Genomic DNA, 19,732 nt, shown 5'->3' with positions numbered 1-19,732 from the left:
TCAGCGCACGTTCCGCAAATCAGAGCCGAACTCGCTCTCGGCGTACCGGCCTCGGGCGTGCCAGTCGGCAATCGATGAGCCGACCGAGTCGAGTGCGGCGAGGAAGTCCTCGGTCGTCGCGGTGTGGTCGTCCCGTAGCGCGGCGCGCGCTGCACTCTCGGCGACCAAGCGGAGGTCTCCAACGGAATGCCCGACTGCTTGCTCGGTCACGCGTTCCCACTCGACGTCGCCAATCAATCGCTCGTCTACGGCCGTCTGTAGGACTGCCTCGCAGGTCGCCCGACTCGGCGGCGGGACCTCGATTCGCTCGTCGAAACAGCCAGCGCGGAGGACCGAATCGGCGACGTCTTCGACGAGGTGGGTCGCGCCGACGACCAGCACGTCCTCGGGGACCGCCGCCAATTCTGCGGCGAGTCGGTGCGTGACACCGCCCTCGCCGCCGTTCCGGCCAGTAGGCGCGAGCGCGTCCAAGTCGTCCAAGAACACGAGACAGGGCGCGTTCGCCTCGGCGAGTTCGAACGCCTCGCCGACGTTCTCGGCGGGCGACCCTTCCCACTCGACGGCCAGTTGGGTCGGGGTGACGCGCAGGAAGTGCCACCCGAGTTCGCCCGCGGCGGCGCGACTGAGGAACGTTTTGCCACACCCCGGCGGGCCGTAGAGTAGCACGCCGGAGAGCGACTCGACGCCGTAGGACTCGTACTGCTCGGCGCGCTCGATTGGGTCCAGCACGCGCTCGCGGAGCGTCGTCGTCTCCCGTTCCATGCCGGGCACGCCGTCGAAGTCCCGCGAGGGCGCGGGGTCGATGAGTTCCGTGGCGGGCAGTGAGACGCTGGCGGGCACGCTCAGACCGTCGTCTCGCTCGCTCGCACCTGCACCCAACTCGACGTGGTCGTAGCGGTCCAGCCACGAGGGAATCGACGTTTCGACCTCCTCGATTCCGCTCCCAAGGTGGTCGGCGTCGATGTCCGCGTCGTCGGCGAGTGCGGCGCGCGCTGCGCGCTCTGCGACGAGTTCGAGGTCGCTGGCGGCGTAGCCCTCTGTCCGCCTCACGGCCTCTGTGAGCGACAGGTCCTCGACCGTGGGTCGCCCGGCGAGATGTACGTCCAAAATCGCCTCGCGGGCGTCGGCGTCCGGCGGCGGTACTTCGATACGCTCGTCGAAGCGTCCCGAGCGTAAGATCGCGCCGTCCACGTCGTCAACGAGGTTCGTCGCGGCGAGGACGACCACGTCGTCGTCGCTCGCGCCCTCCAATTCGGTCAGCAACTGGTTGACCATCTGCTGCTCGGTGTTGGTCATCTGGCCACCGCGGTCGCTGGCGACGGCGTCGATTTCGTCGATGAAGACGAGGCAGGGCGAGTTGGCACGGGCGACGTCGAAGAGGTCGGCGACGTTGTCGGCCGCTTCGCCGACCCACTTGCTGGTCAGGTCGCTCGGCGAGATTTCGAGGAAGTGGCGGTCGAGTTCACCAGCGAGTGCTTCCGCGACGTAGGTCTTGCCACACCCCGGCGGGCCGTGGAACAGCACGCCGTTAGTCACACCGAGGTCGTAGCGCTCGTACTTCTCCGGTTCCGCCAACGGGTCTACGACGAGTTCGGTCAACGTCGATTTCAGCTCCTCCATGCCGCCCACGTCGGCGAAACAGCGGTCGGGATTCGCCTCGAGGACGGAGGAAACTGATAGCTCTACGTCGTCTGGAACGACGACTTCGCGGCCCGCCTCGCGAGTCTGGTCGCTGAGTTCCGGAATCGTCCGGATTTGGGAGAGCAGTTCGCTGTCTCGCGCGACGAGCGAGGAGAGCCACGCCGCTTCTTTGGCCGGGCCGTCGCCGCCTATCCAGTCGATGTCCCGCAGCGCGAGGATGCGGTCGTCGTCGGGCGTGCCGTCGGCGAACTCTGCAATCCAGAACGGCAGGTAGAGCCGGGTCGCGTCCTCGATACCTGCGAAGCCGTCGGGGTCGAAGTTCTCGGGGAGACCGAACTGTTGGTGGAGGTCGGTGTTTGCTTTGGAGTCCCGTACTGCATCTTCGACCGCCTGCACCGCATCGCGGTCCGAGCAGTCGAAGTCGAGCGAGAGCGTCGATTCCGGACCGGCGTCCGTCCCGAGGTCGTAGTGGTCGGCGACCGAGACGGACTGGGGCGCAGACGCTTCCTCGGCGTATGGTGCGAGGTGGGAGTTTCGATCTCTCCCGCGGCCATCGACCAGCACGTCCGTGGTGGTCGTCACGGACTGGGGGTCGCCGCTGGGACTGTACGCCACGCGGACCCTGATTGCGGGGTAGAGAACGCGACAGAGCCGGACGAGTCGTTCGTCGGGGAGTGACTCGTCGAGTTCCGACAGTGCGTCGAGGACGGCAGGAACGTCCGGGAGCGTGCGGTCCACGTACCCGACGTTCTGGGCGGTCACTGGAGACCCTCCGGGGAAGTGTGTCGCGGAGTCATTCGAATCAATTGTCTGTAGTGTTCGATAGAAGAAAAATGCTGTTCTACGGCGGGCGACTCCTCAGTCGAGGTCGCCCTGCCGAATCGCCCGTTCTGCGGCTTCGAGTGCTTCCTCGCGGTCGAACTCCGCGACGATAGCTTCCAGTTCCTCGCGGGAGGTGTTCTGTAACTCCCGAGCGTACTCGGTCATGTTCGGTACGGCGCGAATCACGTTGTCTACGATTGGAATCGTCGCAGTTTGAGCGGAGCGCGACATCGGGTTGAGGTCGATGACGAGTTCGGTTTTGCCCATCTCGGCGAGTGCTTCCGCCCGGTCGCCGTCTTCGAGGGGGACGACGACCACGTCGGCGTCGTAGATGCCGTCCTCGTCTACCTTCGCGCGCTCGTGGTCGATGCCGGGAATCAGCGCGTCCGCGGCGAGTCCCTTCACGTCCGCCGCGCCGTGTTCGTGCAGGTGGTCGGCGATAGCCTGCATGCGCGCTTCGGTGCGGTTGAACAGGTTGACCTCGATGTCGGCACCGACGGCCTCGGCCAGTTCGACGGTTTCCCCCGGAACGAGCGCGGCGACGTTGCCGTTCACCGAGAGGACGGCGTGGTCGGCGAGCAGGAGCTTGGCGGCGGCGGCCCGCTCTGCTTCGGCGGCGCTCTCGGTCGTTCGCTCGCCGAGGAGGTAGTCGAACGCCTCGCCGCGCCCCTGCGCGATGAGACCCTGCTTGCTGGTGATTCCCTTCTCGACGCCCTCCTCGATTCGATGGCGCGTGAGGAGCGACTCGTACCGCGGGTGGTCCTCGGGTATCTCGGTCATTGGCGGCGTTTGGAACGGTGAGGGGAAAAATTAGTTCGTTTTCGGTGAGGGGTACTTGTTTGTGATTGCGAGTTCGGTGTCCACCCGGCGCGCGCTGGCACGACCTCGTGTCGTGCCGAACGTCGCGCGAGGTCTGCGTGAGCGAAGCGAGCGCAGGCTCGGCGGACGCGGTTTGTCCTCCGGTGGATGAGCGAACGAACGTGAGCGAATCGGTTGGGGAGGTGTGTGGCCGTCGCGGTGCTGTGCGGTCTCCTAGGTATCGGGAGTAGCTACCTCACTGCGTTCGTCGGTGCTACGTAACAGTGATTCACACCCCAGTTTCTTCCTCGAAAGCCCCCGTCCGGTCGCGGTCGCTGACCGACATATCCGCTCCTCTCCGCAACGGCCGTCGCGGATAGGGGTCGGTCAGACGACCACGTTCTGCGGACGCGACCGGACGGCCCCTTTCAGTCCCACCCCGTGGTTTGTCTCACCGGCTGTTTCGGATGGTTGGTGTCACCGGCAGTTTTCCGTGGTTTGTGTCACCCGCAGTTTCCGGTCGCCCGCCTCACCGGTCGTAGACTCCCCAAAAACCACTCCAAAACTCTCTCCTACTCCATCTCCAGCGTCGCGCCCGCTGGATGGGTCTCACACGACACAGCATCGTACCCCGCGTCAGTCAGCCCAGTCCCCAGCGCGAACACTGTCTCGCCGAGCATCGCCATCGCCGCTTGGCCGCCCTCGGCGCGCACGTCGTCGATGACCTCCTCGACCTCTGTCGCGAGCAGGTCCGCTTCCTTGCTGAACTCCCACGAGAGGTCCACGAACGTCTCTAGGGTCGGTTCGTTCACCAGTTCGACCAGCATGTCCACGCCGACTTCCGAGAGGTGGTCGGTGTTGCCCGCCAGCACGTCCTCAGTCGAGCGCTCGCCGAGGGTGAGATACTCGACTCGCGTGCGTACGGGGACGCCGTCGAGGCGGCCGTAGTCTGGCGCACCGGGGTCGAGGCGGATGGGGACGCCACCCCGTGCTTGCGCGACCACGTCGCCGAGTCCCGTGCCGGACTCGACCTCCGCCGCGTGGGCGATGCTGACCAGTTCGTTCTCCGAGCGCCCGCAGTCGAACGCCTCGTTCGCGGCGAGTGCGGTGCCGAGCGCGGTTGCGCCGGAGACGCCAAAGCCCGCGCCGACGGGGAGGTCAGTTCGCGCGACCACGTCGGCATCGACTTCGAGCGCGTCCAGCACGCGCGTCGCGGCCTCGATAGCCGCCGGTTCGTCGTTCAGTTGCATCGTCGTCTCCGCGGCCGCTTCGAGTTCGACGGTGACGCCGTCCGAGAGAGTGACGCCCGCACCGCGAGAGCCTGCCTGCTCGGGGTCTTCGGAGTCGTGGACGCTGAAAAAGCCCGTGACGTGACCCGGCACGAACGCCCGCGCCGACTTGCCGTTCATATCTCGCAGGTGGCGTCGCGGGTTTTTAAGGGTTGCAGAATCGGGTTGATGCTTCTGGTCGAAAGATAAGTGACTCCGCGGACGACTCGCTATCGATGACCCTCGTAGACGACGCCGAGCGAGAAATCGTCGCGTTCCACGACTTCTTGGAAGGATGGTTAGGCGGCAGTCTCGACCAGACGGACGAACAGTTCGAGCGCGCCGAAGCGGTGCTTCCCGACGAGTTCGAAATCGTCTCGCCCTCCGGAGAGCGCCGGAGTGGGACAGCGATTCGGTCGGACCTCAGAAACGGGCACGGGTCGCTCGCCGCCGACGATTCGGACCCCGGCTTTCGAATCCGAATCGAGAACGTCAGGACCCGCTTCGAGCGCGAGGATAGCTGTCTGCTGACCTACGAGGAGTGGCAACGACAGGGGAGCCAGTGGGAAGGCAGACTGAGCAGTGTTCTGTTCCGCGAAAAAGAAGGGACGCCGAACGGCGTCGAGTGGGTGCATCTGCACGAGACGTGGTTGCCGAACCGCGTCGAACAGGATTTGTCGTGGATGTCTCCAGCGGACTTGGAAGACGATGCCGAGGCAGTAAAGGACCTGTAATCGCCGTAGACAAGGTTACGGACGCCAGAAAGAAGAGTAACCGAAAACCGGCTCTACGGACTCAGCCGCTGACGATCTCGCGGGAACAGAACCGCTTCACGGATGTTCTCCAGACCGAGCATCGTCATGATGAGACGCTCGCCACCGAGACCCCAGCCTGCGTGGGGCGGCATGCCGTACTTGAACATCTTCGTGTAGTAGTCGAACGACTCGGGGTCGAGTCCCTGCTGTTCGAAGCCTTCGACCAGCTTCTCGTAGCGGTGTTCACGCTGGCCGCCCGAGACGAGTTCCATGTTCGGGGCCATCATGTCGAACCCGGTCGAGAGTTGCGGGTCGTCGTCGTGGTCCTTGATGTAGAACGGCTTGATTTCGCTGGGCCAGTCGGTGATGAAGTAGTGGCTGCCGACGTCCGCGCCGAGCGCCTTCTCGCCCTCGGTCGGGAGGTCGTCGCCCCAGACAAGTTGCTCGTCGAGTTCGCCCGTCGCGTTGATGCGCTCGATGGCTTCCTCGTAGGTGAGTCGCGGGAACTCGCCCGACGGAGCCTCGAAGTCCTCGTAGCCGAGTGCTTCGAGTTCGTCTTGGCAGTTCTCGGCGACGCCCTCGTAGGCGGCCTTGACGACCTGCTCGCAGGCGTCCATCGCGTCCTCGTGGTCGTAGAACGCGCTCTCGAAGTCGATGGAGGTCGCTTCGTTGAGGTGCCGCGGCGTGTTGTGCTCCTCGGCGCGGAAGATGGGGCCGACTTCGAAGACGCGTTCGAGTCCGGAGCCGACCATCAGCTGTTTGAACAGCTGTGGCGACTGGTTCATGAACGCTTCCTGACCGAAGTACGTGATGGGGAACAGCTCGGTGCCGCCTTCGGTCCCTGTCGCGACGATTTTCGGCGTGTTGATTTCCGTACCGCCGAGGTTGCGGAAGGCGTCACGAACCGAGCGGAGGACTTCTGCGCGAATCTCGAAGATGGCTTGCACCTCGTCTTTGCGCAGGTCGAGCGTGCGGTTGTCGAGTCGCGTCGAGAGGTCGGCGTCCACCTTGCCGGAGGGGTCCAGCGGCAGTTCCGGGTCGGCAGGCGCGACGACTTCGATGGACTCCGGCACGACTTCCACGTCGGTCGGTGCGCGCGGTTCTTCTTTGACCTCGCCGGTAATCTTCACGACGCTCTCGCGGGAGACGTCGAGACCGGTTTCCACGAGGTCTTCGTCCATCTCGTCCTTCTCGAACTTGACCTGAATCTTGCCGGTCGTGTCCCGAACGATGAGGAATGCGATGCCACCGAGGTCGCGGATCTCGTGGGCCCAACCGGCTACCGTCGCCGTCTCGCCGGGTTCGGCGTCCGCTGTGTAGGTGCGGTCTTCCATACCTCCGGGTTTCTTGGGCGTCGTCTTAAACGCGGTCATTTCCTTGGAACGAACTCGCTCGTACAGACTCCTAACGGTGATTGAGGTGTGAAAACAAATACCACGAAGTCGGAGGCTACGACTCGTCTACTTCCTCTGTCTGCACGTCTGCTCGTTGTACCAACCCGGCCGCTAGCGTCTCGATGAACGCGTCGCGCACGTCCTCGTAGAACTCGTCGTCGTGATAGTCCTCCTTGTGGTACGGCAGGAACTTCGCTGCGCCGAGGACGCCCGCGAGGACCTTCGTGTCGCCGTCTCGAAGTCGCCCCTCCGATTGCCACTGTTCGATGTAGGGTGCGAGGTACGACAGCGACTCCTCTGCCTCGGCTTCCATCTCCTCGTCGGTGAACTGCTCGGTGAGTCGGCGAAAGTCGTCGTCCACGATGAGTTGGTGGAACAACGGATTCGTCTCCATCAGCTCACACAGTCTGGTGAGAAACGCCACGATGGCGTCCTCTGGGTCCTCTTCGGCTTCGAACGACTCGGCGATTATCTCTCTGGCGAACCGTTCGCCCTCCTCGCGGAGTATCTCGAAGTAGAGTCGCTCTTTCGAGTCGTAGAACCGATAGAACGTCCCGTTGGCGATGCCGACGGCGTCGGTCAGTTCCGAGATGGTCGTCTTGTCGAGGCCGTACTGCGCGAACAGCTCTTTGCCCGTCTCGCGCAACTGGTTTCGAATGCGTTCGCGTTCTTGGTCGCCGAAGCCGCTCATCGTCCCCCCAAAATCGTAGTGTTCGTCGTGTTCATGTGGTCGCGTTTCGTCTCGCTTGTCGTAATTGTCGTGTTCACGTCGTCTTGATTGCCGCGTTTCTCACTGGATGTCCGTCCGCTCGAACCACCAAACGCTCGCCGCCACCAACAGCGCCGTGCCGACCAGCAGAACGACTGCGCCCGTCAGGTCGTACTCGCTGGAGACCAGAATCGCCGTCGGGTCGTAGTAGTGAGTCGGGCTGATGTTACCGAGCCAGCCCATGTCTGCGGCCTTGCCGATGGAGTCGAGCAGGAACAGCCCGAAGATGGCTCCGAGACCGCCGCGCTTCGCCACGTCTGCGTCGTCCACGAGGACCGACAGCAGGATACCGATGCCACCGCAGGCCAGCAGGTACGGAATCGACAGTAGGTGTGCCATCGCGAGGTCGGCAATCGGAATCGACTCGCCGATGGCGACGACGGTACCGAAGACCACTGCGCCGACGATGAAGTTGAGCGCGACGATACCCGGCACGAGCGCGAGGAACTTCCCGACGACGACCGACCGCCGCGAGATGGGCGCGGCGAGCAGGGTGTCCATCCGGTCGCGCTCCACGTCGCCAGCGATGAGGCCACCGGCCTGATACGCGACGTAGATGCCGAGCATCAGCAACCAGAAGAACTGGTAGAGTTCCACTGCGAGAAAGCCCTCGATGCTCGTAATGGAGAACGCGCCCGACGCGCCGAACGCGACACGCATCGCTGGCGGCAGACTCTCCATGTAGGCGTCTAAGTCCGCGCCCGAGTTGGCGATGGACGGGAACAGCGCGACGAAGAACAGCGACATCACGCCGAGCAGTCCCGAGAGTATCAACACGCCTTTGATTCGTCGCTCGGACTCGTAGCGGGTGATTTCACGCATCGGTCTCACCTCCGGTTGCCGTGGCGGTTTCCGGCTCCGCTTGCGATTCGCCGACTGTCTCCGCAGTCTCCGTCTCCTCGCCGTAGAAGCGCATGAACACGTCTTCGAGCGGCGCTTCCTCGATGTCTAAGTCCCGGACGTGATACGTTTGGAGGTGGTCGAGTAGGTCGTCGTACGCGCCGGTGAACATGAACTCGGCCTCGCCGTTTTCGCCGTTCAGTTCGAAGCCGTGGACGCCCTCGAAGTCGAACTCCTCGGGGGTGACGGACCGCTCGACTTTCAGTCGCACCTTCTTGCCGCTTCGGTCGAGCAGTTCTTCGATGTCCTCCATCTCCACGAGGTGGCCCTCGCGGATGATGCCCACGCGGTCACAGACTTTCCGAACCTCACTGAGGATGTGACTGGAGAAGAAGAACGTCGTGCCACGTTCCTGTTCGGACTCGATGAAGTCGTAGAAGTGGTCCTGCATCAGTGGGTCGAGTCCGGAGGTGGGTTCGTCCATGATGACGAGGTCCGGGTCGTGCATGAACGCCAGCACGATAGCTAGCTTCTGTTTGTTCCCACGGGAGTACTCGCCGATTTCGCGCTCGACGGGCGCGTCGAAGATTTCGAGAAGCTCCTCGCTTCGCTCGTCGCCTTTGAGTTCGGCGTGGTAGCGCACGAGTCGCTCGCCGGTCGTTCCTTCGTCGAAACCGGGGTCGCTCGGGAGGTAGCCGATGTGACGCTTGGCGTCGATGAGTTCGGACTCGTCGGTCACGTCGCGGCCGAGAACGCGCGCGCTCCCCTCGGTCGGCGCGAGGAACCCTAGCAGGGTCCGAATCGTCGTGGTCTTGCCCGCGCCGTTGGGGCCGAGGAAACCGAATACCTCGCCGTCCTCGACGGCGAACGAGAGGTCTTCGACCCCTCGAGTGTCGCCGTAGTACTTCGTCAGTCCCTCGGTTTCGATAGCAGTCATAGCTTGTTCATCAGCACGTTGGCACTATGAATATATGAATCATTCGTTTTTTCGTTCACGAGGATGGAGAAGCGGCTTGTGAATCTCTGAAATGGTCCAAAATAGCATTTAACGCGAAATGGATTCTATACTACTCGTGGTCGATGCGAACGCCAGAAAAATGCGAAAGAATCCTCAGACCGATTCGGGGGCCGCCGCCTTGGCGTCCTTCGCACCCTTCACAGTCTCGCGAACTGCCTCGACGCCCTCGTCGTGGACGAGGTCACCGACGATAATCGTGTCTGCGTGCTCGGCCATGGTCTTGGCCGACTCGTAGTCGTGGATGCCGCCGCCGTAGAACAGCGTCGTCTCGTCCAGTGCATTTGCGGCGGCTTCGACTGTTTCGGGGTCGCCGAAGGTGCCGGAGTACTCGATGTAGACGATTTCTTGGCCGTACATCTGCTCGGCGATTTCGGCGTAGGCCGCTACGTCTTCCGGCGTCTGGTCGCAGTCGGCGTCGGTCAACTCGGCCACGCTCGCGTCGGGGTTCAGGACGATGTACGCTTCTGTGGCGGTGCGCTCCCAGTCGATGTCGTCGATGCGCGCCCACTCCTTGTGCGCGCCAGTGACCCACGACACGTCGCCCGCGTTGAGGACGATGGGCACGAGGTAGCCGTCGAGCGCGTCGTCTTCGACCACGACGGCCGGATTGGACGGTTCTTGGTAGATGGGCACGTCGTGTTTCGCGCAGGCATCGATGACCCGCTCCATCTTCTCGGTGGTCATGTCGAGCGTGCCGCCGATTTCGAGCGCGTCGGTGCCGGTCTCGCAAACGTCTTCGAAGGTTTCGCCGTCCGCCAGCGTCTTGTCTGGGTCTAACTTCACGATGTGGTCCCAGTCGTCCCACGGTTCGGTCATTATGGGGTCAAACCCTATGTGGGTGTATAAACCCCTCGAAACGGGGAATTGGGACTGATGTTGTGGATGGCGAAAGTGACGCCACCGAGAACGCTCTGCCAAATGAACCACAGGGAGGGACTTTCGAAGAAGAAACGTCGGTTGTATTCGATTGCATCGTAGCAGCGACGAACGCAGTGACGCTCGCTACTCCCGAAACCGAGGAAGACCGCGACCGCACGGCACCGCGACCGCCCCGCATCAGCCACACCCTCCCCAACCGACTGCGTTGCTCAGGTTTGGAAGACGCGACACGTCGCGTCTTTCGCGTTGCGATACTCATCCCTCGCGCGTTTCTCGCGCGCCGATTGGAAAGTCGAGTGTTAGAAACCGCAGAAAGACCGATTTTTAATCCGCTTTCGCCTGCCAACCTCGCAATCTATCCTCGCTCACACCGGCCACTTGGTCTGCGACCGTCTCCACTTCCGCGGACTTCAGGTCGTCGATGCTCTCGATGCCAGCGTCGGCCAGTTTCTCGGCGGTCTTCGCGCCGAGGCCGTCCAGCGTTTCGAGGTCACTGCCAGACTCGCTGTCTTGGGCTTTGAACTCCCGGTAGTTGCAGATGGGACAGCCGAGTTCCCACGGTTCGTCACCGCTGTGGACGACCAACTCGGGTAGGTCGTGTTCCTCGCAGTACTCGTCGGTGACTTCGATGTCGCCCCGGCGCGGGAGCGGGAGCGAGTAGTCACAGTCCGGATAGCGCGTACACCCGACGAGTCGAGAGCCGTTTTGGAGGTGCTTGATTGCCAACTCGCCGTCTTCGTGCTCGTCTCCACACTCCGGACACTCCCCAATCACTTGGTCCTCCTCTTCGTCGGCCTCCTCGGCCTTGCAGAGCGGACACCCGTGGACGAACGTCTGTCTACCTGCGAGCATCTTCACGTGGTGGAGGTCGTGTTCGTCGCAGGTCTCCTCCAAGATGAGCGGCTTGCCGGTGTTCGGGAGCGGCAGGGTGTACGTGCAGTCCGGGTAGCCGTCACAGCCGATGAAGTACGAACCGTGTCTGCTCTGGCGAACCAGCAGGTCGTGGCCCGACTCGGGGCACGGCCCGAGCGTCTTGTCCGCTTTGAGGGACTTCTGGAGCAGGTCGCCGACTTCCTCGCGGGACTCGCGCAGTCCCTCGAAGACTTGTTCGAGGTACTCCCGAGAGTTGTCCGCGACTTCGTCCAAGTCAGTCTCGCCCGCCGCGATGTCGTTCATGTCCTGCTCTAGCTCGCTGGTCATCTCTTCGCTGACCACGAGGTCGGCGTACTGCTCTGCGGCCTCCACGACTGCCTGTGCCAATTGGGTCGGCCGCGGCGGGTCGTTCTCGACGTAGCCGCGGTCGTAGAGCTTCTGAATCGTCTCGTGGCGGGTCGCCTTCGTCCCGATACCCATCTTCTCCATCGTCTCGATGAGTCGCGACTGGCCGTATCGGCGGGGTGGCTGGGTCTGCTTGTCTTCGATGCGGGCGTCGCTGAGGCCAAGCGTCTCGCCCTCAGTCACGTCGGGGACGAAGTTCTCGCTGGTGTTGTAGTACGGGTACACCGCGTGGTAGCCCTCTTCGACGAGGCGCTTGCCGTTGGCCTTGAGTTTGTGGTCGTCCACGCCAGCGACGACTTTGAGGTGTTCCCACGTCGCCGAATCGGCGACGGTGGCGAAGAAGCGCCGGACGACCAGTTCGTAGACTTCCCACTCGTCGTCCGAGAGGTCCGACTTGGTCGGGATGTCCTCGGTCGGATGAATCGGCGGGTGGTCGGTCGTCTCTTCGTCGCCTTCCGTCGGCGTGATGTCGTCGGCCTCCAGCAGGTCCTCGGCGTCCTCGTTGAAGTGGTAGTTCGCCGAGAACGTGTCGAGCAGTTCCTCGGGGTCCAAGTCGTCCGGGTAGACCGTGTTGTCGGTACGCGGGTAGGTCATGTACCCCGCAGTGTAGAGGTCCTCGGCGATGCTCATCGCGCGTTGGGCCGAATACCCCAAACTCCCGGCCGCGCGGATGAACTGCGTGGTGTTGAACGGCGCGGGCGGGTCGTCGGTACGAGTGCGGCGTGAGACTCTCTCGACGGTGGCCTCGGTCGCAGATTCGAGTGCGTCGAAGACAGCCTCGGCGGTCTCCTCGTCCCAGACACGCTCGGCCTCGTTGTCGTCCTCGTCCAGATAGAAGTACTGGGCTTCGAACGGCAGTTCCTCCTCGTCGGTATCTGCTTCCTCGGCGCGCTTCTGGAGGTCCGCGAACATCTCCCAGTAGTCCTCGGGGTCGAACGCCTCGATTTCGCGCTCGCGGTCCACGATGAGCTTTAGTGTGGGTGACTGGACCCGGCCCACCGAGATGAAGTCGTCGCCCAACTGGCGAGCGGAGAGCGAGAGGAACCGCGTCAGTGCCGCGCCCCAAATCAGGTCGATTTCTTGGCGTGCTTCACCTGCGGCCGCCAAGTCGAAGTCCAACTCGTCGGGGTCGTTGAACGCTTCCGTAACCTCGTTTTCGGTAATCGAGGAGAAGCGTACCCGGCGAATCGGCACGTCGTCGTTCACGTCTCGAACTAACTCCCACGCTTCCTTGCCGATGAGTTCGCCCTCGCGGTCGTAGTCCGTCGCAATCGTGACAGTACTCGCTTTGCGAGCGAGGACTCGCAATGTCGAGACGATGTTCTCCTTCGTCGCTTTCTTCTCGATGGGTGCGTCGATGAGTTCGACCGGTTCGACGTCGCGCCAGTCGTTGTACTCGTCGGGGAAGTCCACGCCGACGACGTGGCCCGAGAGGCCGATGCACCGCTTGCCGCCCCACTTGTAGACGTTGACGCCGTTCTTGCGTTCGGCGTCGGCGGACTCACCGCTCAGGATGTCTGCGATACGTCGCGCGGCGTTGTCCTTCTCGGTGATTATCAGTTCCATACCTCACCTCCGATGGTATCCAATCTCGTGTCGGTCATCTGTTTTCGATAGGCCAACGGGGTGGGTAAAGCTTTCGCCGCCGGGAAATCGCAAGCAGGCGTCGGGGCAGAGCGCGAGCGCGCGTAGGTGTGCGAGCGTGTGTGAGGTGGTACGCCACCTCGCCACGAACCGGCAACTGTGTGCAATACCCACACGTTTAGGACCCCAACACTCGATTCTCCATCGAGAACTGTGTCGGACCCAGCCGAGAGCAGAGTGGACATGACGACCGGCGCGATAACGCCGAAGTTGTTCGCGCTGTCGTGGCCGCTCGTCGTCGGCAACCTGTTCCAGACGTTCTACAACCTCGCGGACATGTTCTGGGTCGGGCGAGTCAACGCAGAAGCCGTCGCCGCCGTCTCGCTGATGTTTCCGACGGCGTGGATGTTCGTGTCCGTGGCGATGGGACTCACCGCGGCGTCCGTCGCGCTGGTGTCCCAGCACGTGGGTGCGGGCGACGACCGGAAAGCCGACAACGTCGTCGCACAGACGACGATTCTCACGGTCGGGGTCGCACTCGCGCTCTCGACGCTCGGCTACCTCTTCCGTCACGAACTGCTCGCGTTGCTCGGAGCCAGCGGGGCCGTCTACACCTACTCGTTGCAGTACCTCGAAGTGCTGTTCGTCTCGATACCGTTCACGTTCCTCTTCTTCGTCTTCCGAGCGGTCCTGCGTGGCGCTGGCGACACCCGCACCGCGATGTGGCTCGTCGTCCTCTCGTCCGGACTGAACGTCGTCTTGGACCCGTTCCTCATCCTCGGCTGGGGGCCGTTTCCGGCGCTCGAAGTCCGCGGTGCCGCACTTGCAACCCTCGCCGCTCGCATCCTCGCTGCAGTCGTCGGCATCTACATCCTCCTGCGCGGCGAATGGGGCGTCCGCCTTCGCCTCGAAGACCTGAAACCGGACCTGCCGGTCCTCAAAAAACTCGTTGACGTGGGCACGCCGGGGACGCTCGACGGCTTGGCTCGGAGTTTCGCCGCCGTCGCGATGGCCGCGCTCGTCGCTCGATTCGGTCCAATCGCTACGGCGGCCTACGGCGTCGGTCTCCGTCTGATGTCGGTCTCGTGGACTGTCTCGGGAGCAGTCGGACAGGCTACAGCGACCGGAGTCGGTCAGAACCTCGGTGCGAAGACGCCCGACCGCGCCGCGGAAGTGACGTGGAAAGCCACCGTAGCGACGATGGCCGTTCTGTTCGCGGCTGGTGGACTGCTGTACGCCTTCCCCGCACACGCCATTCGAGCGTTCATCGACGACCCGGCAGTCGTCGCCGCTGGCGTCGAGTTCCTCAAGATAATCGGTCCGTTCCTCGCGTTCTTCGGTGGCCTGATGGTGATTCAGGGAGGATTCCGCGGGGCTGGCGACACTCGGGTGTCGATGGCACTCTCGGTGCTGTCGCGCTGGGGGCTCAGAATTCCCGCCGCGTTCGTCTTCGCGTACGCTTGGACGCTCTCGCTCGGCGGCGTCCCACTGGTCGGGTTCGACTGGGGCGTCAGCGGTCTCTGGTGGGCGTGGTCGTTCTCGGCACTCGGGTCGTTCGTCGTCGGCGTCGCGTGGTTCAGTCTCGGCCGCTGGAAGCAGGGCGTCTTGGAGGACGACGACGAAGACGAGAAGCGACCGACGCCGAGCGACTGACTCCGACCTACCGTCCTCTACCCTTCTCCCGGCCGAGCGTTCAAATACTAAGCCGCGACAAACTCGCTCCGTGACTTAACGAAACGCCGCGACGGGGTCGAGGCGGGAGCGCGGCACGCCCCTCGCGGAAAAACACTACTGCGCCGCCTGTTCGAAACTGGCTACTCACGACTTCGTCGTTCGTTAGTCCGAGACCTTCGCGTTGCTCAGGTCTCGCTACTCCTCTAACTCCTCGCGGAGCATCTGGTTCACGGAACCGGGGTCGGCACTGCCGCCGGTCTTCTGCATGACCTGCCCGACGAGGAAGTTCAGCGCACCACCTTCGCCTTCGTAGTAGTCCTCGACGGCGTCGGGGTTCTCCTCGATAGCTTCGGTGACCGCACTCTCGACCTGCCCTTCGTCTGCCTTGCCGAGGCCTTCGCGGTCGATGATGGTCTCGGGGTCTTCGCCCTCGTCCAGCATCTCGCGGAGGACGACCTCTTCGGCGTTCTTCGTCGTAATCTCGTCTTCGGCGACCATCTCGATGAGGTGCTTGAACTCGCCGAGTCGGTCGGCTACGTCGGTTATCTCCATGTCGCGGTAGTTGAGTTCGCCGAGCAGGTTGTCGGCGACCCACGTCGCGGCCAAGTCGGGGTCGTACTCGCTGGCGACGTCCTCGTAGAAGTCCGCGACCTGCTTCGTGGAGGTGAGTTTGCTCGCGGCTTCCTCGCTCAGGTCGTACTCCGTCTGGAACCGCTCGCGGCGGGCGTCGGGTAGCTCCGGGATGTCGAGTTTCTGCTTCCAGTCACTGACTTGGAGCGGCGGGATGTCGGCCTCGCGGAAGTAGCGGTAGTCTTTCTCCTCTTCCTTCGAGCGCATGGAGACGGTGATGCCCCGGGATTCGTCCCAGTGACGGGTCTCCTGCTCGACTTCGCGGCCGCGCTGGACGGCGTTCTTCTGGCGGGTCGCCTCGTAGGCGAGTGCCTTTTCCGCACCCTTGTGGCTGGAGATGTTCTTGACCTCGGTGCGGTTCGCGGCGGCGAGCGTCTCGTCGCTGATGGTACCGTCGTCGTCCATCTCCTCGGCGGGGACGACGCTCAGGTTGGCGTCGATTCGGAGACTGCCGTCGCGTTGGCTGTCGAAGATGCCGAGATATTCCAGCACTTCTTCGAGCTTCGCGAGGAAGGCCCGGACCTCCTCGGCACCGCGGAAGTCCGGTTCGGTGACGATTTCCACCAGCGGGACGCCCGCACGGTTGTAGTTGACCAGCGTGTACTCCGCAGTGTCGATGTTGCCACCTTGGTGTTGGAGGCTCCCGGGGTCTTCTTCGAGGTGCGCACGCTCGATGCCGACGACGCGGCGCTCGCCCTCGACTTCGACTTCCAGACTTCCGTCCTGACAGATGGGCGCGTCGTACTGCGTTATCTGGAAGCCCTTCGGCAGGTCGGGGTAGAAGTAGTTCTTCCGGTGGAAGGTGGTCTCTTCTGGGATGTCGGCGTCGATTGCCTTCCCGATTTTCACGGCGGCTTCGACGGCCCCCTCGTTCAGCACGGGGAGCGCGCCGGGCAGGCCGAGACACACCGGACAGGTGTGGGTGTTCGGTTCGTCGTCGGCCACGTCGGTCGAACAACCGCAGAAGATCTTCGTCTCCGTCTCCAGCTGGACGTGGACCTCCAGTCCGATGACGACGGCGAGGTCCCCCTGCTGAACAGCCTGAGCAGTCATTACCGGCTCGTTCGGGGCGGGACCGCTAAAGGCTAACGAAGGGAGGAGGTTCATTACCCCCGAGTGAGCAGGGTCGGGAAAGTGAAGATTCGGACGAAGTTCGCGGTCTCGTTGCTAGTACTCACGCTCGTACTCGGGGGCGTCGTCTATGGCCAGCTAGAGCTAGCCAAGGACCGGTCGGTCGCTCGCACGCAGGAGAACGTCGATCAGACCGCCGCGCTGACTGCCGAACAGATAGACGCCCAGATTCGCCAAGAGAAGAACTACGTCGGCTTCTTCGCCTCGCAACCGGCGGCCAGCAACTTCAGCAACTCCGAAGCGTTTCTGGAGCGGTTTCTCGCGAATCCGCACGTCTTTGCCGGGCAGATAATCGCGGCCAACGGGACGGTGGTCGATTTCCGTGGCGACGTCACCTCCGAAGTTCGGCAGGAGGCGATAGGTGCGGACCGGAACAACCGCAGTTACGTCCAGCGGACCGCACGAACGGGCGAGATAATCGTAACTGCTCCCGAACGCGTGGGCGACAGCGAGCAGTTCATCGTCGTCGTCAGCGCACCTATCTTCGAAGACGGCGAGATTGCGGGGGTCCTCGTCGCAGGCGTTCCGGTCAACGAGTTCACGTTCTTCACCATGGTCGGGCCGCTCGAAACTGACCGACAGGCGGTCGCGATTCGCGCGGATGGTCGGACGCTACACGGCTCACACCAGACGTTCGAGGAGAAGATAACCAGTACCGCGACGGTGGAATCGACGGGGTGGAGCGTTCGAATCACGCGCGACCGCTCGCCGCTGAACGCCCGACTGCAAGAGATGGCAGTCACGCAAGTGGCGAGTTTAGCGTTAGTGCTGTCGCTCGTCGTCGCCCTCTCCGTCTTGGAGTACAACTCGAACGTTCGCCAGGCACAGAAACTCCTCGATAGTTTCGAGTCCCTGCGAGAAGGCGACTACGACGCGTCACCGCAACTCTCCTCCGGCGAAGAGTGGCGACAGATACGAGCGGGCTTCGAAGAACTCGCCACCGGATTGGACGAGCGCGAGGCCGCACTTCGGGAGCGCAAGCAACGCTTGCAGGTGTTCAATCGCGTCCTCCGGCACAACCTGCGCAACGACATGACCGTCGTCGTCAACTACGCCGAGTTGGTCGAGGAGCAGACCGACGACCCAGCCGTCCGAGACGCGGCGGCCAAGATACTGTCGAGGAGCGAGGGACTCGTCGGTCTCGGCGAGAAAGCACAGCAAATCGAGCAGTCGTTAGCTGGATACGACGGTCCAGTTACGGTCGATGTCTGCGCGGAGATACGTACGGTCGTCTCTACGCTCCGAGAGGAGTATCCGCAGGCCGAAATCACCAGCGAAATGCCCGAGAGGGAACTCGCGCGGGCGATTCCTGCACTCGACGCGGCCGTCGAGGACCTCTGTGAGAACGCGGTCGAACACAGCGACGTGACCGACCCGACAGTGACGATAACCGTCGATACGGTCGCAGAGGACGCCGACCGCTGGGTCCGCATCGCAGTCGCAGACGACGGCCCCGGAATCTCCGAGTACGAACGTGACGTGCTACTGTCCGGACGCGAGACCGACCTCGAACACAGCAGTGGCTTCGGTCTCTGGTTGGTCAGTTGGATCGTCGAACGCTCCGGCGGTCGGTTGTCGTTCGCGGAAAACGAACCGCGCGGGACTGTCGTCGAGTTGTATCTGGAGCCCGCGTCCGAGGAGACGGCGTAACGAACTGCTACGTCTCTTTCTCGCGTAGTTTACTCGCAACCAGCAGTGCAACGAGTAACGCCCCGAGAGCCGACCCGAGTCCGAAGCCGGGGACTTCCGTACTCGCCCGTCTGTCGTTGGACGCTCCATCTGCTTTTTCATCGCTCTCCGTCTCTGACCGAGTCTGGCTTCCAGTTTCACTCGTCCCGCTATCGTCGCCGACCACGCTGTCGTTGATGGCGACTTCACCGACGCGGAGGTCGTTGACGTACACGTCATAGACGCCAGCAGTCGAGACGGTGCGGTCGAAAGTCAACTGTCGCGTCCCGCCACCGGCGATGGTGAGTTTGCGTTCCGAGAGTATCTCGTCGTCGAGTGCGAGCGAGGCGGTGAACGTTCCATCGGCGTCGCCTCGGTTCTGGATACGGAGTCGAACGGTCAACGAGTCTCCGACGGTCAGCGTGTCCACTTCGACGGTCGCGTTCGTTATCTCGAACCGCGTCGTCTTCTTCCCGGCGGCGAACTCCGACAATCCGGGCGACTGAACGCGGTAGACGTAGTGGTCTTCGGTCGTCTCCACGAGCGTCGTCGGCAGTTCGTTCCACGTCTCGTCGTGGAAACGGTAGAGCGCGATTTCGTTCCGCTCGGAGGCGTTCACCCGATCTTTGCGAATCCTGAAGGTGAACGTGACGTTCTGGATGTTCGAGTCCGAGATGGAGTGATCGACGCTCAAGTAGGCGAGCGGCTCTGTCCCGTTCGAGAGGTCGAGCGCGGGCGTCTTGTCCGGTATCGCCTGCTCGCTGGCCGTCGCGTTCAGTGTGAAACTCTCGTTCGTCGTTGGCGTCAGGTCAAGCGTGTCGAAGACGACCGACTCGTTTCGACGCGCGGTGTTCGAGACGTTCAGCGACACCGCCTCGTTCGCTCTGGCGTTTCGCACCGAGACGTTCACCGTTCCGTTCTGATTGGCGTGCGCCGGCGGCCCGCGTCGAACGGTTGCGTTCGTGTGGTTGTTACCGCGGAACTGGCCGTTTCGACCCGCATTCTTATTCAGTGACGGTGGCTCAGTTTCGGACCGATTGACCTGCCCTTGTCTCGGAACGTCCGCGGGCTGTTTGCCCACCGACCGGTTTCCGGGCGTTGGGTTCGTCTTCGGTCTTGGGTCGTCGCTCGGTCCCCGATTCGCCGGTGGGTTCGTCGTGGACACGTTCTTTCCGGGCTCGTCAGGCCTTCCAGCTTTTCCGGAGGTCGATAGCGGAAACGATTCGTTCGATTTCGGTTCTGGCGGTCGCGTGACCGGCTTCACGGGACCGTCAGATTTCGCGAGACCGTTAGCTTCGACGGCGGCCGTATCGGTAGCAACGCTCGAAACGTCGCCGCCCGAGACGAAGCCACCTGTCGGGACGACACCGACCACGAGGAGCGCGAGAGAGATGAGAACGACGAGACACGTCTGTCTTCGTGGCATGTGAAGCCGACTGCCGTCGTCTCGTCTTCGGTGATTCTCTCGACTCTCCTTCATATACTAGATTAGATAGTATCCCGATCCTGATTACTTATATTCGTCGGTCGTTGTAAGGGTGTGAGACCACGATTCAACTACAGATAATTACGTAAACTTAGGG

The 19,732-nt window shown here is 63.0% G+C and carries 14 protein-coding genes; 3 read left to right on the top strand and 11 right to left on the bottom strand.

The annotated features are described in order from the left end of the window. The 3 genes from F7R90_RS13135 to F7R90_RS13125 all read right to left on the bottom strand — a co-directional run bounded on the left by F7R90_RS13135 (nucleotide 1) and on the right by F7R90_RS13125 (nucleotide 4,670). Entirely contained in the window at nucleotides 1-2,403 is a 2,403-nt protein-coding gene (locus tag F7R90_RS13135) for an ATP-binding protein (RefSeq protein ID WP_158057873.1), read from the bottom strand. A gap of 96 nt (nucleotides 2,404-2,499) precedes the next feature. Beyond that, nucleotides 2,500-3,243 (bottom strand): 4-phosphopantoate--beta-alanine ligase, encoded by a 744-nt coding sequence (locus F7R90_RS13130; protein WP_158057872.1) that lies wholly within the window; start codon nucleotides 3,241-3,243, stop codon nucleotides 2,500-2,502. A gap of 590 nt (nucleotides 3,244-3,833) precedes the next feature. Then, the gene (locus tag F7R90_RS13125; protein WP_158057871.1) at nucleotides 3,834-4,670 is read right to left on the bottom strand and encodes a pantoate kinase; all 837 of its coding nucleotides are present in this window, start codon (nucleotides 4,668-4,670) and stop codon (nucleotides 3,834-3,836) included. 95 nt (nucleotides 4,671-4,765) lie between these two features. Here F7R90_RS13125 and F7R90_RS13120 point away from each other — a divergent pair, with 95 nt between their 5' ends. Next, nucleotides 4,766-5,263, top strand: coding sequence for a hypothetical protein (locus F7R90_RS13120; RefSeq protein WP_158057870.1), 498 nt, complete (start codon nucleotides 4,766-4,768; stop codon nucleotides 5,261-5,263). Nucleotides 5,264-5,316: 53 nt separating this feature from the next. Here the strand turns inward: F7R90_RS13120 and aspS are convergent, their stop codons facing one another. The 6 genes from aspS to F7R90_RS13090 all read right to left on the bottom strand — a co-directional run bounded on the left by aspS (nucleotide 5,317) and on the right by F7R90_RS13090 (nucleotide 13,028). Continuing rightward, complete coding sequence (gene aspS / locus F7R90_RS13115; RefSeq protein WP_158057869.1) at nucleotides 5,317-6,618, bottom strand: aspartate--tRNA(Asn) ligase; 1,302 nt, start codon at nucleotides 6,616-6,618, stop codon at nucleotides 5,317-5,319. A gap of 115 nt (nucleotides 6,619-6,733) precedes the next feature. After that, entirely contained in the window at nucleotides 6,734-7,369 is a 636-nt protein-coding gene (locus F7R90_RS13110; protein WP_158057868.1) for a TetR/AcrR family transcriptional regulator, read from the bottom strand. A gap of 99 nt (nucleotides 7,370-7,468) precedes the next feature. Further along, nucleotides 7,469-8,269, bottom strand: a complete 801-nt coding sequence (locus F7R90_RS13105; RefSeq protein WP_158057867.1) for an ABC transporter permease subunit — start codon at nucleotides 8,267-8,269, stop codon at nucleotides 7,469-7,471. Beyond that, the gene (locus F7R90_RS13100; protein WP_158057866.1) at nucleotides 8,262-9,224 is read right to left on the bottom strand and encodes an ABC transporter ATP-binding protein; all 963 of its coding nucleotides are present in this window, start codon (nucleotides 9,222-9,224) and stop codon (nucleotides 8,262-8,264) included. Before F7R90_RS13100 ends, F7R90_RS13105 begins: the two co-directional genes overlap by 8 nt. Nucleotides 9,225-9,398: 174 nt before the next feature. Beyond that, nucleotides 9,399-10,121 (bottom strand): phosphoglycerol geranylgeranyltransferase, encoded by a 723-nt coding sequence (locus F7R90_RS13095; protein WP_158057865.1) that lies wholly within the window; start codon nucleotides 10,119-10,121, stop codon nucleotides 9,399-9,401. A gap of 387 nt (nucleotides 10,122-10,508) precedes the next feature. Further along, entirely contained in the window at nucleotides 10,509-13,028 is a 2,520-nt protein-coding gene (locus tag F7R90_RS13090; protein ID WP_158057864.1) for a DNA topoisomerase I, read from the bottom strand. A 261-nt stretch (nucleotides 13,029-13,289) separates the two neighbouring features. Here F7R90_RS13090 and F7R90_RS13085 point away from each other — a divergent pair, with 261 nt between their 5' ends. Further along, the gene (locus F7R90_RS13085; protein ID WP_158058935.1) at nucleotides 13,290-14,699 is read left to right on the top strand and encodes an MATE family efflux transporter; all 1,410 of its coding nucleotides are present in this window, start codon (nucleotides 13,290-13,292) and stop codon (nucleotides 14,697-14,699) included. 216 nt (nucleotides 14,700-14,915) lie between these two features. Here the strand turns inward: F7R90_RS13085 and gatB are convergent, their stop codons facing one another. Further along, nucleotides 14,916-16,403 carry an Asp-tRNA(Asn)/Glu-tRNA(Gln) amidotransferase subunit GatB gene (gene gatB, locus F7R90_RS13080; protein WP_158057863.1) on the bottom strand — a complete coding sequence of 496 codons (1,488 nt, stop codon included), beginning with the start codon at nucleotides 16,401-16,403 and terminating at the stop codon, nucleotides 14,916-14,918. Between the two features lie 63 nt (nucleotides 16,404-16,466). Here gatB and F7R90_RS13075 point away from each other — a divergent pair, with 63 nt between their 5' ends. Next, the gene (locus F7R90_RS13075; protein WP_158057862.1) at nucleotides 16,467-18,131 is read left to right on the top strand and encodes a sensor histidine kinase; all 1,665 of its coding nucleotides are present in this window, start codon (nucleotides 16,467-16,469) and stop codon (nucleotides 18,129-18,131) included. A gap of 7 nt (nucleotides 18,132-18,138) precedes the next feature. On the opposite strand, the gene F7R90_RS13070 is transcribed toward F7R90_RS13075, so the two are convergent. Then, nucleotides 18,139-19,575 carry a PGF-pre-PGF domain-containing protein gene (locus F7R90_RS13070; protein ID WP_192498310.1) on the bottom strand — a complete coding sequence of 479 codons (1,437 nt, stop codon included), beginning with the start codon at nucleotides 19,573-19,575 and terminating at the stop codon, nucleotides 18,139-18,141. Nucleotides 19,576-19,732 lie beyond the last annotated feature (157 nt).

This window comes from Halorussus halophilus (assembly GCF_008831545.1).
GTDB classification, from domain to species: Archaea; Halobacteriota; Halobacteria; order Halobacteriales; family Haladaptataceae; genus Halorussus; species Halorussus halophilus.
Note: the sequence above shows the minus strand (reverse complement) of the source record. Positions and strands in the feature narration are given on the sequence as shown.

Coding starts and splice junctions, on each gene's coding strand:
- gatB (WP_158057863.1), bottom strand. CDS start 16,403: ATGACTGCTCAGGCTGTTCAGCAGGGGGACCTCGCCGTCGTCATCGGA.
- F7R90_RS13125 (WP_158057871.1), bottom strand. CDS start 4,670: ATGAACGGCAAGTCGGCGCGGGCGTTCGTGCCGGGTCACGTCACGGGC.
- F7R90_RS13085 (WP_158058935.1), top strand. CDS start 13,290: ATGACGACCGGCGCGATAACGCCGAAGTTGTTCGCGCTGTCGTGGCCG.
- F7R90_RS13100 (WP_158057866.1), bottom strand. CDS start 9,224: ATGACTGCTATCGAAACCGAGGGACTGACGAAGTACTACGGCGACACT.
- F7R90_RS13095 (WP_158057865.1), bottom strand. CDS start 10,121: ATGACCGAACCGTGGGACGACTGGGACCACATCGTGAAGTTAGACCCA.
- F7R90_RS13105 (WP_158057867.1), bottom strand. CDS start 8,269: ATGCGTGAAATCACCCGCTACGAGTCCGAGCGACGAATCAAAGGCGTG.
- aspS (WP_158057869.1), bottom strand. CDS start 6,618: ATGGAAGACCGCACCTACACAGCGGACGCCGAACCCGGCGAGACGGCG.
- F7R90_RS13110 (WP_158057868.1), bottom strand. CDS start 7,369: ATGAGCGGCTTCGGCGACCAAGAACGCGAACGCATTCGAAACCAGTTG.
- F7R90_RS13070 (WP_192498310.1), bottom strand. CDS start 19,575: ATGCCACGAAGACAGACGTGTCTCGTCGTTCTCATCTCTCTCGCGCTC.
- F7R90_RS13120 (WP_158057870.1), top strand. CDS start 4,766: ATGACCCTCGTAGACGACGCCGAGCGAGAAATCGTCGCGTTCCACGAC.
- F7R90_RS13130 (WP_158057872.1), bottom strand. CDS start 3,243: ATGACCGAGATACCCGAGGACCACCCGCGGTACGAGTCGCTCCTCACG.
- F7R90_RS13090 (WP_158057864.1), bottom strand. CDS start 13,028: ATGGAACTGATAATCACCGAGAAGGACAACGCCGCGCGACGTATCGCA.